This window comes from Sphaerisporangium sp. NPDC049003, assembly GCF_043197795.1.
In the GTDB taxonomy this organism is placed as follows: Bacteria; Actinomycetota; Actinomycetes; order Streptosporangiales; family Streptosporangiaceae; genus Sphaerisporangium.
Window position 1 is genome coordinate 138,915 of record NZ_JBICTU010000002.1, and the last position, 14,637, is coordinate 153,551.

General features: G+C 70.5%; 12 protein-coding genes. 10 read left to right on the forward strand and 2 right to left on the reverse strand.

Going from position 1 to position 14,637, the window contains the following annotated elements:
• Positions 1 to 603: 603 nt before the first annotated feature.
• The 6 genes from ACGFIV_RS02555 to ACGFIV_RS02580 all read left to right on the forward strand — a co-directional run bounded on the left by ACGFIV_RS02555 (position 604) and on the right by ACGFIV_RS02580 (position 6,299).
• Positions 604 to 1,461: an STAS domain-containing protein gene (locus ACGFIV_RS02555; protein WP_358548286.1), complete on the forward strand. Its 858-nt coding sequence runs from the start codon at positions 604 to 606 to the stop codon at positions 1,459 to 1,461.
• Positions 1,461 to 1,850 (forward strand): STAS domain-containing protein, encoded by a 390-nt coding sequence (locus ACGFIV_RS02560; protein WP_358548263.1) that lies wholly within the window; start codon positions 1,461 to 1,463, stop codon positions 1,848 to 1,850. The genes ACGFIV_RS02555 and ACGFIV_RS02560 overlap by 1 nt, the downstream gene beginning before the upstream one ends.
• Positions 1,847 to 2,266 (forward strand): anti-sigma regulatory factor, encoded by a 420-nt coding sequence (locus ACGFIV_RS02565; RefSeq protein ID WP_358548266.1) that lies wholly within the window; start codon positions 1,847 to 1,849, stop codon positions 2,264 to 2,266. Before ACGFIV_RS02560 ends, ACGFIV_RS02565 begins: the two co-directional genes overlap by 4 nt.
• Entirely contained in the window at positions 2,254 to 3,264 is a 1,011-nt protein-coding gene (locus ACGFIV_RS02570; RefSeq protein ID WP_392831296.1) for an ATP-binding protein, read from the forward strand. Before ACGFIV_RS02565 ends, ACGFIV_RS02570 begins: the two co-directional genes overlap by 13 nt.
• On the forward strand, positions 3,261 to 4,622 hold the full coding sequence (locus tag ACGFIV_RS02575) for an ATP-binding protein (RefSeq protein WP_358548270.1): 1,362 nt from the start codon (positions 3,261 to 3,263) through the stop codon (positions 4,620 to 4,622). The genes ACGFIV_RS02570 and ACGFIV_RS02575 overlap by 4 nt, the downstream gene beginning before the upstream one ends.
• 99 nt (positions 4,623 to 4,721) lie before the next feature.
• Positions 4,722 to 6,299: a fused response regulator/phosphatase gene (locus tag ACGFIV_RS02580; protein ID WP_358548272.1), complete on the forward strand. Its 1,578-nt coding sequence runs from the start codon at positions 4,722 to 4,724 to the stop codon at positions 6,297 to 6,299.
• A 126-nt stretch (positions 6,300 to 6,425) separates the two neighbouring features.
• Here ACGFIV_RS02580 and hflX read toward each other — a convergent pair whose 3' ends face one another.
• Both hflX and ACGFIV_RS02590 read right to left on the reverse strand, forming a co-directional pair.
• Positions 6,426 to 7,832, reverse strand: coding sequence for a GTPase HflX (gene hflX, locus ACGFIV_RS02585; RefSeq protein ID WP_358560539.1), 1,407 nt, complete (start codon positions 7,830 to 7,832; stop codon positions 6,426 to 6,428).
• Positions 7,833 to 7,985: 153 nt separating this feature from the next.
• Positions 7,986 to 8,666: a DUF4097 family beta strand repeat-containing protein gene (locus ACGFIV_RS02590; protein ID WP_358560541.1), complete on the reverse strand. Its 681-nt coding sequence runs from the start codon at positions 8,664 to 8,666 to the stop codon at positions 7,986 to 7,988.
• A gap of 291 nt (positions 8,667 to 8,957) precedes the next feature.
• Between ACGFIV_RS02590 and aceB the strand changes: the two genes are divergently transcribed.
• The 4 genes from aceB (at position 8,958) to ACGFIV_RS02610 (ending at position 14,630) form a co-directional block, all read left to right on the forward strand.
• Positions 8,958 to 10,553, forward strand: coding sequence for a malate synthase A (gene aceB / locus ACGFIV_RS02595; RefSeq protein WP_392831598.1), 1,596 nt, complete (start codon positions 8,958 to 8,960; stop codon positions 10,551 to 10,553).
• Positions 10,550 to 12,004, forward strand: coding sequence for an FAD-linked oxidase C-terminal domain-containing protein (locus ACGFIV_RS02600; protein WP_392831301.1), 1,455 nt, complete (start codon positions 10,550 to 10,552; stop codon positions 12,002 to 12,004). The genes aceB and ACGFIV_RS02600 overlap by 4 nt, the downstream gene beginning before the upstream one ends.
• 63 nt (positions 12,005 to 12,067) lie before the next feature.
• Positions 12,068 to 13,321: an FAD-binding oxidoreductase gene (locus ACGFIV_RS02605; protein ID WP_358560547.1), complete on the forward strand. Its 1,254-nt coding sequence runs from the start codon at positions 12,068 to 12,070 to the stop codon at positions 13,319 to 13,321.
• Positions 13,322 to 13,334: 13 nt separating this feature from the next.
• A complete protein-coding gene (locus tag ACGFIV_RS02610; protein WP_358560549.1) occupies positions 13,335 to 14,630 on the forward strand; it encodes a heterodisulfide reductase-related iron-sulfur binding cluster in 1,296 nt (431 codons plus the stop codon).
• Positions 14,631 to 14,637: the final 7 nt, after the last annotated feature.

Here is a 14,637-nt window from a genome sequence, read left to right on the forward strand (position 1 = left end):
CGTCGAGACATCCGGGAACGCGACCGCAGCCCAGCTCAGGCCGGGCGCCTCGCCCGCTGGGTCCGCTCCGTTTCCGGACGTCATTGGGGGGTCTCCTGATCTCATCCGCACCGTTGTGCGATGACGGTATCGCCCGGATCTTGGTCAGGCGATTTCAGTTCAGTTACGTTATTTCACAGGTCGGCTCGCTGTACAGGGTTAATTGAGAAGAACGCCGGTTCGTCTCCCCTGTATCGCGTCGAGACCCTCTGCACCCCGGCATGTCGAGAATCTGCCCCCAGGTAACGCCCGGTGCCGAGCAAGCCCCTGCTGTAACAGCAGTCACACGCGTCATCATGCGAAACCAGCGCCAGAATGTCTTGTCAGGGTTTCCATATCGTAGCAATAATCAAGCCTCGCGGGCCACAGTCGTTTTGCTGCGCCTTTGCGTATTTCCCCACTGCCGTCGCGCTTTTGCGAGGTTTCGTCCTGTTCATCCCGCCCCCGGGTCCCACGCCCCCCGCAGTCATGACGTGAGATGATCTTCAGTCAACTCAGTGTAACCTCTCTGAAGAGCATTATCTTTGCTCGTCAAACCAGGTTGGCCCGGGAGCTGTCTTGACCGTGCAGGACGATACCAGCAGGCGTCACATCGAAGAGTTGTTGCGTGACAACGGGCAGCGCATCCTCGATCGCTGGATCCAGATCTCCAACGAGCCGCTTCGCGGCCGGGCGGTCGATACGGACACGCGCACCGAGCTTCAGGAGATCTACCAGGCCTTCCTGCGATCTCTGGAAAGCCAGGACGGCGCCGCGGAACTGCGCGGCCTGCTCGCCGAGCTCTCCCGGTCACGCGCCCGGCAGGGATTCACCCCGAGCGAGACCGCCATGGCGGTGTTCGGGCTGAAGGAGGCCGTCTACGAGCTCGTGGAGGCCGACGGCGGCCTTGAGGCGCTGCGCGGCTTCATCTGGCTGTCCCGCACCATCGACGGCCTCGGGCTCTACACCTTCGAGTCGTTCGCGTCGGCCCGTGAGAAGATCATCGCCGACCAGACGGAACAGCTCCTGGAGCTGTCGACTCCCGTGGTGAAACTGTGGGAGGGCATCGTGGCCGTCCCCCTCGTCGGCACGCTGGACTCGGCCCGCACCCAGGTCGTGATGGAGAAGCTGCTCCAGACCCTGGTCGACACCGGCTCCGAGTACGCGGTGATCGACATCACCGGCGTGCCCGCGGTCGACACCCAGGTCGCGCAGCACCTGCTCAAGACGGTGATGGCCGCCCGGCTCATGGGCGCAAGCTGCGTAATCTCCGGCATCCGCCCCCAGATCGCCCACACGATCGTCACCCTCGGCATCGAGTTCGGCGACATCGTCACCAAGGCCACGCTCGCCGACGCCCTGGCCTACGCGCTGAGGCAGAACGGCGTGGAGCTCGCCGGCCGGAAGCAGACGCGCGTGGCCGTCCGGGCCGAGGAGGCCTGATGGACCGCGTACCCATCCTCAAGATCGGCGACATCCTGCTCGTATCGATCCAGGGCGACCTGGACGACCAGGCGGTCCTGACGCTCCAGGAGGACCTCGCCGACCGGGTCGTCGAGACCGGCGCCGTCGGCGTGATCATCGACATCACGGCCGTCGAGATCGTCGACTCGTTCGTCGGCCGCATGCTCTCCACCATCGCCGGGATGTCCCGCATGCTCGACGCCGAGACCATCGTCGTTGGCATGCGTCCCGCCGTGGCGATCACCCTGGTGGAGCTCGGCCTCTCCCTCGGGGGACTCCGCACGGCCCTCGACCTGGAGAAGGGCATCGCGCTGCTGAGCCGGCACACCTCCTCACGGTCGGGCGACCTGTCCGCGGTCGGACTGTGAGCCATCCCCCGACGCGAAACGGTGTCGAGGAGCTCGCCATCACCTCCAACGACGAGGTGGTGATCGTGCGCCAGAAGGTCCGCGCGTCCGCGATCGAGCTGGGCTTCTCCCTCGTCGACCAGACGAAGATCGTCACCGCCGCCAGCGAGCTGGCCAGGAACACGCTCGTCCACGCGGGTGGCGGGCACGCGCGCATCGAGACCGTCCAGAACGGGGCACGGCGGGGTCTGCGCCTGGTGTTCAGCGACAACGGCCCCGGCATCCCCGATCTCAAGCTCGCGCTCACCGACGGGTGGAGCAGCGGAGGGGGCCTTGGTCTCGGGCTGAGCGGCAGCCGTCGCCTCGTCGACGAGTTCGACCTCGACTCCGAACCCGGCCGGGGTACGGTCGTGACGGTGACGAAATGGACGCGCTGAGCCCTGAGCGGGAGGACACCTGGCTCAGGATGGAGGATCCGAGCGCCATCGGCTCCGCCCGCCGCATCGCCACCGCACTCGCCGAGGACAGGCGCTTCGGCGAGGAGCACGCCGGTCAGGTCGCCGTGGCGGTCAGCGAAGCCGCCTCGAACCTCGTCAAGCACGCCACCATGGGCACCATGCTGGTGCGCCCTCACCCCTCGTCGCGCGAGTCGATCGAGGTCATCTCCATAGACCACGGCCCCGGCATGGCCGACACGGTCGGACCCATCCGTGACGGCTACTCCACCGCCGGCACCCTGGGCATCGGCCTCGGGGCCATCACCCGGCTCTCCGACGCGTACGACATCTACTCTCGCCCCGGCAAGGGCACCGTGCTCACCATGCGCTTCACGGCGAAGAACGCCCCACCGGCCGAGTCGCGCTCGTGCGGCCTGTACCGGCCGGTGGGCGACGAGATCGTCAGCGGCGACGCGTTCGCCGTCGAGGACACCGGCCGTACCGTCACGGCGGTCATGTGCGACGGGCTCGGCCACGGGGTCGCCGCCGCGGAGGCCTCCCGCGAGGCCGTGCGGGTGTTCCGGGAGGACCCCGAGGGAACCCCCCTCGCGATCGTGGAGCGGGTACACCGGGCGCTCGGGCACACGCGGGGCGGCGCGCTCGCGGTCGTCCACGTCGACCGTACGACCGGTTCGGTCAGGTACGCGGGGGTCGGCAACATCTCGGGGTGGATCTGCCACTACGAGGGACGGCAGGGCATGACCTCGGTGCCGGGGATCGCCGGGCACAAGGCCAGAAGCCTCAGGGAGTTCCAGTACGATCTCCCGCCGCACGGCGTGGTCGTCCTCCACTCCGACGGGCTGACCGAGCGCTGGGACCTGGCCGCCTATCCCGGCCTGCTCACGCACACGTCTCCGGTCATCGCCGGGACGCTCCTGCGCGACTCCGCCATCCGCCGTGACGACGCCTGCGTCCTCGCCATCCGGACCGAACCATGAGCCGCGACCTGCTCAGCATCGCCGTACGCGACGACCGGGACGTCTTCGCCGTACGGCAGCTTGGACGCGAGGTCGCCGAGGCCGTGGGGCTGGACGACCTCGACCAGATCCGGGTCGGCACCGCGCTCAGCGAGGTCGGCAGGGAGATCGTCGGAGGCTCCCGGGACGCTGAGGTGGCCTTCCGGCTGGACGACATGACCGGCCTCATCGTGGACATCGTCTATTCGGCGGGGGCAGGGACCGTCGCGGAGGCAGGGGTGACGCTGGCCGGCCGGCTGATGGACACGGTCGAGCATGACGACGGCCTGCGCCGGATCACCCTGGTCAAGAAGGTGCCGGGCGTACGGGCTCCCGAGGAGCCGCACCTCGGCGAGATCCGCGCCAAGATGATCGAGCTCGCCCCCGCCGGGGTCCTGGAAGAGCTGCGCCAGCAGAACCGCGAGCTCGCCGCCGCCCTGGAGGACTCGCGGAACCAGCGTCAGAGCCTTCTCCGGCTGAACGCCGAGCTGCAGGAGACCAACCAGGGCGTGTTCGCCCTCTACAACCAGCTCTCCGAGGAGCTGGAGGAGACCAACCGGGGCGTGGTGGCCCTCTACGCGGAACTGGACGAGAAGTCGGCCCAGCTCCGGGAGGCCAGCGAGGCCAAGAACCGCTTCTGGGCCACGGTCAGCCACGAGCTGCGCACCCCGCTCAACTCGGTCATCGGCCTGGTGAGGCTGCTGCTGGGTCCGGGCGGCGAGGAGCTGAGCGAGGAGCAGCACCTTCAGGTCGAGCTGATCGGCAACTCCGCGCAGACGCTGCTCGCCCTGGTCGCCGAGCTGCTCGACATGGCCAAGGCGGAGTCGGGGCACATCACCTCCCAGCCCTCCGTCGTCGATCTTCCGGCGCTGTCGGAGCGGCTGCGCATGACGCTGCACCCGACCACGGGAGCCGACGGCGTACGCCTCACGGTCGACGTGTCCCGGGCGCCGGAGACCCTGCTGACCGACGAGGTCCTGCTCTCCCGCATCCTGCGCAACCTGCTGTCCAACGCGCTGAAGTTCACCGAGTCGGGCACGGTGGACATGACCGCGTACGGCGAGGAGGGGGACGTGGTGTTCGTGGTGACCGACACCGGCATCGGCATCCCTGAGGAGCACCAGGAGCGCGTGTTCGAGGAGTTCTTCCAGGTGCCGGGGGCCGCGCAGGCACGCGCGCGGGGCACCGGCCTCGGCCTGCCGTACGCGCGCAGGCTGGCGGAGGTGCTCGGCGGCACCCTGAGCCTGGCCAGCGTCCCCGGCGAGGGGACCACGGTGACCGTACGGCTGCCGCAGATCGGCCCCACGCGTGACGAAGAGCCCGGCGCGGACCCCCGATAAGGAGGGAAGCCGGGCGGCCCGCTGCGGGCACGGTCGTGCGGCGAGGGCCCAAAGGCGCAGGCGGGAGCAGGCTCGGGCGGGTGCTATCAAAGAGGGACGATGAATGAGAATCCCGCGACCATCCTGGTGGTGGACGACACACCGACCAAGCGCTACATCCTTGGCAGCTGGTTGCGCAGGGCGGGGCACGACGTGGTGGAGGCCACCTGCGGCGAGCAGGCGCTGAGCCTGGTCGCGGCCATCCTGCCCGACCTGGTGATCCTCGACGTGCGGCTGCCCGACATCGACGGTTACGAGGTGTGCGAGCGGATCAAGGCCGATCCGGCCACCTTGGCCATCCCGGTGATCCAGATATCGGCCCACGCCATCGCGGTCGCCGACCGGGCCCACGGACTCGACCGCGGGGCCGACGCCTACATGGCGGAGCCCATCGAGCCGGAGGAGTTCATCGCCACCGTCCAGGCCACCCTGCGCTACTACAGGGCACGTCAGCGGGCCGAGCGGATGGCCCAGCGGCTGGGCGAGCTGACCCAGGTCACCCTGGAGATCAACGCGAGCACCACGTTCGACAGGCTGCTGCGCGTAGCCGTGGAGGGCACGTCCACGATCCTCGGGCGGCGGAGCAGCGCCCTGGCCATCGCGGTCGACGGCAGGATCCGCCACTACTTCGTGACCAACCCCGGCACGCCCGCCACGTTGCTGAGCGCCGCGCAGGACACCCTCGACCGCGTGACGCGGCTGGCGCTCGGCTCCGCGTCGGGCACAGCGGAGTTCACCGTGCCGCGGAAGGTCTGGCTGGAGGTGCTGCCGGACACGGTGATCAGGAGCGAGGTCTCGGCCGTCGTCTCGCGCACCAAGGTGGGCCGCCCGCCGGTGTACCTCGGGGTCGAAGGGGTCGACCCGCTCGACCCGGACGAGCTCAACCTCCTCAAGCAGCTCGGCCAGGCGCTCGCGCTCGCGGTGGACGCGCTCCGGGCGTACGCCGAGGAGCACATGATCGCGCTCACGCTTCAGCGCAGCTTCCTGCCCTCGCACATCCCGCCGACCCCGGGCCTGGAGCTTGCGGTGCGCTACCAGCCGGCGATAGACAACGTGGAGGTCGGCGGCGACTTCTACGAGGTACTGCGGCTCGGCGACCGGCTCCTCGTGGGCATCGGCGACGTCCAGGGGCACTCCCTGCACGCGGCCACGATCATGGCGGAGCTGCGCCACGCCCTGCGCGCCCTGGTCGTCGAGGAGCACGACCTCGGGCGCGTCATGGGGCGGCTGAACGACGTGCTCCGCAACTACCACCCCGCCATGACGGCCACCGTGTGCCTCCTGCTGATCGACCCCGTCACCGGCGCGGTGGAGCTGGCCAACGCCGGGCACATCCCCCCGGTGATCGTGGCCGACGGCGAGGCGCGTTACCTCGGCTGGGGGAACCTGCTCATGGGCGCAGCCCACGAGGTGTACCGCGTCGACCGGCTGGAGATCCCCGAGAAGGGTGCGCTCCTGATGTTCACCGACGGGCTCATCGAGGACCGTGACGTCCCGCTGGACCACAGCCTGGAGGTCGTACGCCAGATCGCGGCCTCCTCCGACGAGGACCTCGAAGTGTTCTGCGACCGGCTGATCGACCATTTCGGGGCGAGGGAGGACGACGTGGCGATCGTGGCCCTCCGGCGGACCGGCTAGCACGCATACGAGAACGGCCGGCGCGATGACGCGCCGGCCGTCCTGGCAGGCGGACCTGTCCGGGTCAGCGGACGTGTCCGGGTGAACGGATCAGTCCCGGCAAGCCGATCTGTCCGGGTAAGCGGATCAGACGGTCTCGACCGGCTTGGCGGTGCGCTCCAGCTCGTAGTAGAGGCCGGCGGGCACGCGCGCGTGAAGGATGGTGCCGCCCCCGGTGTGGTCGACCGAGAGCACCTCGCCCTCCTTGTGCGCCCGCGCGACCAGGTCGCCCCTGTCGTACGGCACGAGCAGGTGCACCTCGTGGTCGAGCCTCGGAAGCTCCCGCTCGATCGTGGCGAGCAGCTCGTCGATGCCGGCCCCGGTGCGAGCGGAGACGACCACGCTGTGCCGCTCGCGCGTCGCCAGCCTGGCCAGCGCCACCGGGTCGGCGGCGTCGGCCTTGTTGACCACCACGATCTCGGGGATGTCCCTGACGCCCTCGATGTCGGCCAGGACCTCCCGTACGGCGGCGATCTGCGACTCGGGGTCGGGATGCGAGCCGTCCACGACGTGCAGGATCAGGTCGGCGTCGCCGACCTCCTCCAGCGTGGACCGGAACGCCTCCACGAGCTGGTGCGGCAGGTGCCGTACGAACCCGACGGTGTCGGCGAGAGTGAACAGCCTGCCGTCGTTCGTGCGGGACTGCCGCACGGTCGGGTCGAGCGTGGCGAACAGCGCGTCCTCCACCAGGACCCCCGCCCCGGTGAGCCGGTTGAGCAGCGAGGACTTGCCGGCGTTGGTGTAGCCGGCGATCGCCACCGACGGCACCTCGCGCCGCGTCCTTCGCGACCGCATGGTCTCGCGGGCGACGGACATGCCGCCGATCTGCCTGCGCAGCTTGGCCATGCGCTCGCGGATGCGGCGCCGGTCGAGCTCGATCTTCGTCTCACCGGGGCCGCGGCCTCCGATGCCCACGCCGCCGGCGGCCCGGCCGCCGACCTGGCGGGAGAGGTTCCCACCCCAGCCGCGCAGCCGTGGCAGCAGGTAGCTGAGCTGGGCCAGCTCGACCTGGGCCTTGCCCTCGCGGCTCTTGGCGTGCTGGGCGAAGATGTCGAGGATGAGGGCCGTGCGGTCGATGACCTTGACCTTCACGACCTCCTCAAGCTGGCGAAGCTGGCCGGGGGTCAGCTCCCCGTCGCAGATCACGGTGTCGGCGCCGGTGGAGACCACGATGTCCCGCAGTTCCACAGCCTTGCCCGAACCGATGTAGGTGGCGGTGTCGGGACGCTGGCGGCGCTGGATGAGGCCCTCCAGGACCTCCGATCCGGCGGTCTCGGCGAGGAGCTTGAGCTCCTGAAGGGAGTTCTCCGCGTCGGTGACAGTGCCGCCGGTCCAGACCCCGACGAGGACCACCCGCTCCAGGCGGAGCTGCCGGTATTCGACCTCGGTGATGTCCTGGAGCTCTGTCGACAGCCCCGCGACCCGCCGGAGCGCCTGCCGCTCTTCGAGGTCGTAGTCGCCCGTGGCGTGATCTTCGTGGGACTCGTTGTACATATAAGTCTTCTCTGTGGCTATGGTGGCGCTCCTTGGCGCTCGTGGGCTCACCGCTTCGCACAGTTCAACACGGAGACCCCGTCGATGTCTTCCCCACGATGGTGCCACGACGACCATCCGGATTCACCTTGTTATCGCTCCGGGTCGCGCGCCTCAGATCTTGAGGACCTGGGCGTCGCCCGAACCGGTCCTCACGAAGATCTTCCGCGGGGAGGAGTCGTCGCTGGTGACGTCGACCTTCCGTTCACCCGAGCCCGTCCGCGTGGTCACGTGGTAGGCCCCCTGGGGCACGCGCACGATGCCCGTACCCGACCCGGTGCTCACGTGGACGTCGTCGGGGACGCCGGTGTAGCGCAGTTCGACGTCGCCCGAGCCGGTCTGCGCGACGGCCTTCTTGCCGGCCAGGCCGTTGGCGTCGATCGCGCCCGAGCCGGTCTTGGCGTCGACCTCTCCCGACAGGGTTCGCAGGGTGATGTCGCCCGAGCCCGCGTCCAGCTTGATCGCAAGGCCGCGGGGGACCTCGACCTCGTAGTCGACCCCGCATCCCCAGTCGGCTTCGCCGCACTTGTAGTCCAGCGTGAGGACGTCGTCCGAGACCGGGTGCCGTGTGGTGGGCTTGCCGGACTTCCAGTGCAGCGTCTCGGTCACGTGGACCCCGGGGCGGTCCGATCCGTTCACCACGATGTCTCCCGAGCCGCTCCGCACGCGGAGGATCGCCACCTTGCCGTCGAGGTCGTAGGACTTGGTCTCCTCCTTCGTGGGGGCGCCGATGTTCTGCAGGCCGCAGCCGGTCAGCAGGAGCGCCGAGCCGAGCACGGCTCCGGCGGCGACCACGCTTCTCCCTCTCCTGTCACCGGATCTTCCGAACCGGGCCGTCCCCTTGCCATGAGGTACGGCCCGGCTTGAGGAGCCGGTCTCCGGGGAGGTAACGGCGGGGGGCGTCTGCTTCGTCATGGTCCAAGATTGCTCGCCGGCCGGGCTGGCGCCCATCAGGGAAGGCCCCGAGACGACCCTTGGGGATCCCTCAGTGGCACCGGACGTTGACCCCTGACTTGGGCATCGAGTAGCGTCGATTCCATAATTCAGAAGTATTTTTCCGCATAGTGGAAAAGAACGATGGAAAGGATGGCCATGGACGGCGTTGAGGTAACCGGTCCGCTGCTAGACCGTTTCGACGAGATCCTCACCCCCGAGGCCCTGAGCTTCGTGGCCACCCTGCAGCGGGAGTTCGACGACCGCCGGCTGGAGCTGCTCGACGCCCGGCAGGCCCGCCAGGCCGAGCTGTCCGCGGGCGGCACCCTCGACTTCCTTCCGGAGACCAAGGCCGTCCGCGAGGACGACTCGTGGCGGGTGGCCGAGCCCGCCCCCGGCCTGGTGGACCGCCGGGTCGAGATCACCGGCCCGGTCGACAGGAAGATGACCATCAACGCCCTCAACTCGGGGGCCAAGGTCTGGCTCGCCGACTTCGAGGACGCCAACTCCCCGCTCTGGGAGAACGTGGTCAACGGGCAGCTCAACCTGCGTGACGCGCTCGACCGCACGATCGACTTCGAGTCGGGCGGCAAGCGGTACGCGCTCAGGCCCGACGACGAGCTCGCGACCATCGTGGTCCGCCCCCGGGGCTGGCACCTGACCGAGAAGCACCTGGTCGTCGACGGCAGGCCGGTCTCCGCCTCGATCTTCGACTTCGCCCTTTACTTGTTCCACAGCGGGCAGCGGCAGATCGACAAGGGCCGGGGGCCGTACTTCTACCTGCCCAAGATGGAGTCGCACCTGGAGGCCCGTCTCTGGAACGACGTGTTCACCCGCGCGCAGGAGCTGCTCGGCATCCCCTACGGCACGATCAGGGCCACCGTCCTCATCGAGACCTACCCGGCCGCGTTCGAGATGGAGGAGATCCTCTACGAGCTGCGCGACCACTCGGCGGGGCTCAACGCCGGCCGCTGGGACTACCTCTTCAGCGTCATCAAGAAGTTCCGCACGCGGGGCCGGGAGTTCCTGCTCCCCGAGCGCAACGCCGTGACGATGACCGCCCCCTTCATGCGGGCCTACACCGAGCTGCTCGTGCGCAGCTGTCACCGGCGCGGCGCCCACGCGATCGGGGGCATGGCGGCGTTCATCCCCTCCCGCCGCGACCCCGAGGTCAACAAGGTCGCCCTGGAAAAGGTGCGGGCCGACAAGACCCGCGAGTCGGGCGACGGGTTCGACGGCTCGTGGGTGGCGCATCCCGACCTGGTGCCGATCTGCCGGGAGGTGTTCGACTCCGTCCTCGGCGACAGGCCGAACCAGCTCGACCGGCTCCGTGAGGACGTCTCGGTCTCGGCCGGCGACCTGCTCGCGGTGTCCAAGACGCCGGGCGGCATCACCGAGGCGGGCCTGCGCAACAACGTGGACGTGGCCCTGCGCTACCTGGCCGCCTGGATGGGCGGGAGCGGCGCCGTCGGCATCCACAACCTCATGGAGGACGCCGCCACGGCCGAGATCTCGCGCTCGCAGATCTGGCAGTGGATCCACAACGACATCGAGCTGGCCGACACCGGCGAGGTGGTGACCAGGGAGCTGGTGGAGCGGGTCATCTCCGAGGAGCTCGACAAGATCCGCGAGGAGCCCGGCCACGACGCGTCGCTGTACGGGCAGGCCGCGGAGCTGTTCAAGGAGGTCGCGCTCGACGACGACTTCGCCGACTTCCTCACCGTCCCGGCCTACGCACGCATGCCATGACCCCGGCCCTGGCCGAGCTGTCCGGCCACTTCGCGTCGATCCTCGGTCCCGCCGCGGTGATCACCGATCCGGTGCGGCTGCGCACGTACGAGTGCGACGGGCTGACCTACCATCGCGCGACGCCGGCCATCGTGGTTCTGCCGGAGACGACCGAGCAGGTGGCGGCGGTGGTCAGGGCATGCGACCGTACCGGCACGCCGTTCGTCGCGCGGGGCTCGGGCACCGGCCTGTCCGGCGGTGCCCTCCCGCGCAGCGACGGCGTGCTGATCGTCACCTCGCGCGTGCGCCGGATCCTCGCGATCGACATCGAGAACCGGCGGGCCGTCGTGGAGCCTGGGGTGACCAACCTGGCGATCACGGAGGCCGCGCGCCCGTACGGCTACTACTACGCGCCCGATCCGTCGAGCCAGCAGGTCTGCTCGATCGGCGGCAACGTCGCCGAGAACTCCGGCGGGGCGCACTGCCTGAAGTACGGCTTCACGGTCAACCACGTGCTCGCGATCGAGCTGGTCACCCCCGACGGCGAGATCGTCGAGCTCGACGCCATGGACCCGGGGTACGACCTGCTCGGCGCCTTCATCGGCTCGGAGGGCACCCTCGGCATCGCCACCAAGATCACCGTACGGCTGTCGCGCGCACCCGAAGCGGTGACCACGCTGCTCGCGGCGTTCACCGACGTCGAGTCCGGCGGGCAGGCGGTGTCGGCGATCATCGGCGCGGGCATCGTCCCGGCGGCGATCGAGATGATGGACGCGCTGGCCATCGAGGCCGCCGAGGCGGCGGTGCGCTGCGGCTACCCGGCCGGGGCGGGGGCCGTGCTGATCGTGGAGCTGGACGGGCCGGGCGCGGAGGTCGCCCACCAGTTCGCGCGGGTCGACCGCATCTGCCGGGAGAGCGGGGCCTTCGAGCTGCGGGTCGCCGACGACCCGGCCGAACGGGCGGCGATCTGGAAGGGACGCAGGTCGGCGTTCGCGGCGGTCGGCCGCATCAGCCCCGCCTACCTGGTGCAGGACGGGGTCGTGCCGAGGACGGCCCTGCCGGGCGTCCTCGCGGGCATCGAGGAGCTGTCCGCCCGGTACGGCATCCGCGTGGCCAACGTCTTCCACGCAGGGGACGGCAACCTGCACCCCCTCGTGCTGTTCGACGACGCCGAGGAGGGGGCGGGAGAGCGCGCCGAGCGGGTGTCCAGCGAGATTCTCGACCTGTGCATCTCGCACGGCGGGTCGATCACCGGGGAACATGGGGTCGGAGTCGACAAGTCTCGCTATATGCCGAAAATGTTCACGCCGGAGGATCTGGACACCATGCAGCTCGTGCGGTGCGCCTTCGACCCCAAGGGCCTGTCCAACCCCGGCAAGATCTTCCCCACGCCCCGGCTGTGCGGCGAGGCCCCCGGGGTGCGCAAGGGCGTGCATCCCCTCGTGGCCTCCGGAGAGGCGGAACTGTTCTGATGCCCGCTCCCCCTTCCCCGTCCCGGCCCCGCCGTCGAGCGGCGTCTCCGGGAGAGTGCTTCAATGAGCGCCGGTGACGCCCTCGCGGCCGGCGGTGTGACGATCCGGGAGGCCGGACCTGACGACGAGGTCGCCGGGATCGCGCCCCGCTGGGTCGCGCTGCCCGAGTCGACCGAGGAGGTCGCCGCCGTGATGCGGGTCGCGGCCGAGCACGATCTCGCCGTGGTGCCGGTCGGCGGCGGCACCAAGCTGCACTGGGGCCCCGCGCCCGAACGCTGCGACCTGCTGGTGGACACCTGCTGCCTGAACCAGGTCCTGGAGCACGTCGCCGGTGATCTGGTCGTACGGGTGCAGGCCGGGGTGACGGCCGAGGCGCTCGCCGAAGCCCTCGCCGGCGCCGGGCAGCAGCTCGCCCTGGACATCCCGGTCGAGGGGGCGACCATCGGCGGCACGCTCGCCACCGCCACCGCCGGTCCCCGCCGCCTGCGGTACGGCACGGCGCGCGACCTGCTCATCGGGATCACGGTCGTGCTCGCCGACGGCACGATCGCCCATTCGGGCGGCAAGGTCGTCAAGAACGTCGCGGGCTACGACCTCGGCAAGCTGTTCACCGGCTCCCAGGGCACGCTCGGTGTGATCACGGAGGCGACCTTCCGCCTCCACCCGCTGCCGGCCTCCCGTGCCTGGGTCACCGCGACCGTCCAGGATCCGCGAGACCTGCCCGGCCTCACCGCCATCGCGGGCTCGCAGCTCGAACCGAGCGCGCTGGAGATCGACTGGCCGGGCGTCCACGCTCCCGTGACGGTCGCGGCGCTCGTCGAGGGCGTGGCGGCCGAGGAGCGGGCGAAGGCCGCCGGCGAGCTCATGGGACCGTCCGCGCTGATCGCCTCCGAGCCCCCGGTCTGGTGGGGGCTCCTGCCCGGCGAGGAGTTCCTGCTGGAGCTGCGTGTCCCGCCCGGCGCGGCCGTACGGGCGCTGGCCGCCGTGACGCGCGCGGCCGAGGAGGCCGGGGACGTCCCCGTCCTGGTCCGGGGGGCGGTCGCCTCGTCCGTACTGCACCTGGCGCTCCCGCCGGACACCACCGCACCGGCCGCCGAGATCTTCGTGACGTCCCTGCGTTCCGGCGTGGCCGCGGACGGCGGGAGACTGGTGGTGTGGACCGCGCCCCCGGAGGTCGCGTCACGGCTCGACCGCTGGGGGCCCACCGGGGCGGTCACGCTGATGCGGCGGGTGAAGGAGCGCTTCGACCCCGAGGGGCGCATGTCACCCGGACGGCTCATCGGCGGCCCGCCGCCGGCCGCGAGCCACGGCGCGTGAGGAGCGAACGGCCATGGACCCCGAGCTGATCAAGGACTGCGTACACTGCGGCTTCTGCCTGCCCGCCTGCCCCACCTACGTCCTGTGGGGCGAGGAGATGGACTCCCCCCGCGGGCGGATCCACCTGATGAAGCAGCACGTCGAGGGCACCCCGCTGACCCCCGAGATGGCCGGTCACTTCGACGCCTGCCTGGGCTGCATGGCCTGCGTCACCGCGTGCCCCTCGGGCGTGCGCTACGACCTGCTGATCGAGTCGACGCGGGCCGAGGTCGAGCGGGTCCACCGGCGCCCGAAGGCCGACCGCGCCTTCCGCGCCCTGGTGTTCGGGCTGTTCCCCTACCCTCGGCGGCTGCGGGCGCTCCGCCTGCCGCTCCGGATAGGTGAGCGGCTCACGCCGCGCGTGCGTCCCCTGCTCGAACGGCTCGATCCGCGTCTCGCCGCCATGGCCGAGCTGGCTCCCCCGGTCCCCCGCCGGGTACGCCTCCCGCACCGGGTACGGGCGCGGGGCGAGCGGCGGGCGGTCGTCGGGATGCTGACCGGATGCGTGCAAGGGGAGTTCTTCCCCAAGGTCAACGCGGCCACGGCCCGCGTGCTGGCGATGGAGGGGTGCGACGTGGTCATCCCTCCGGGGCAGGGCTGCTGTGGCGCGCTTTCCGTGCATTCGGGGCGTAAGGACGAGGCGGTGCGGTTCGCCCGCAGGACGATCGCGACGTTCGAGCGCGCGGGCGTGGACACGGTGGTCGTCAACGCGGCCGGATGCGGGTCGAGCACCAAGGAGTACGCCGAACTGCTCGCCGGTGACCCCGCCTGGGAGGCCAGGGCGCGGGCACTCCGCTTCGTTGACTTCGCGGAGTTCCTGGCCGAGCTGGGACCCTCGGCCGAGCGCCATCCGCTGCCGATCACGGTCGCCTACCATGACGCGTGCCATCTGGCCCACGCGCAGGGCATCCGCTCCGAGCCCCGTGCCCTGCTGGCGAGCGTGCCCGGCCTGCGGCTCAGGGAGGTCCCGGACGCGTCGATGTGCTGCGGCTCCGCGGGCACGTACAACCTGTTCCAGCCGGAGGCCGCCCGCGACCTCGGCGACCGCAAGGCCGAGCAGGTGCTGAGCGTCGGAGCGGACCTGCTGGTCTCCGCCAATCCCGGGTGCACGATGCAGATCGCCTCGGCCGCGCGAAGGCGGGGCGAGGACATCCGTGTCGCCCACACCGCCGAGGTCCTCGACGCCTCCCTGCGCGGCCTCTCCCCCGCCTCCATCGGACGTTCACCGCACCGCGCAGGCGCCTCGGCCGCCGGGGAGCGGGCCCGATGAGCGGACC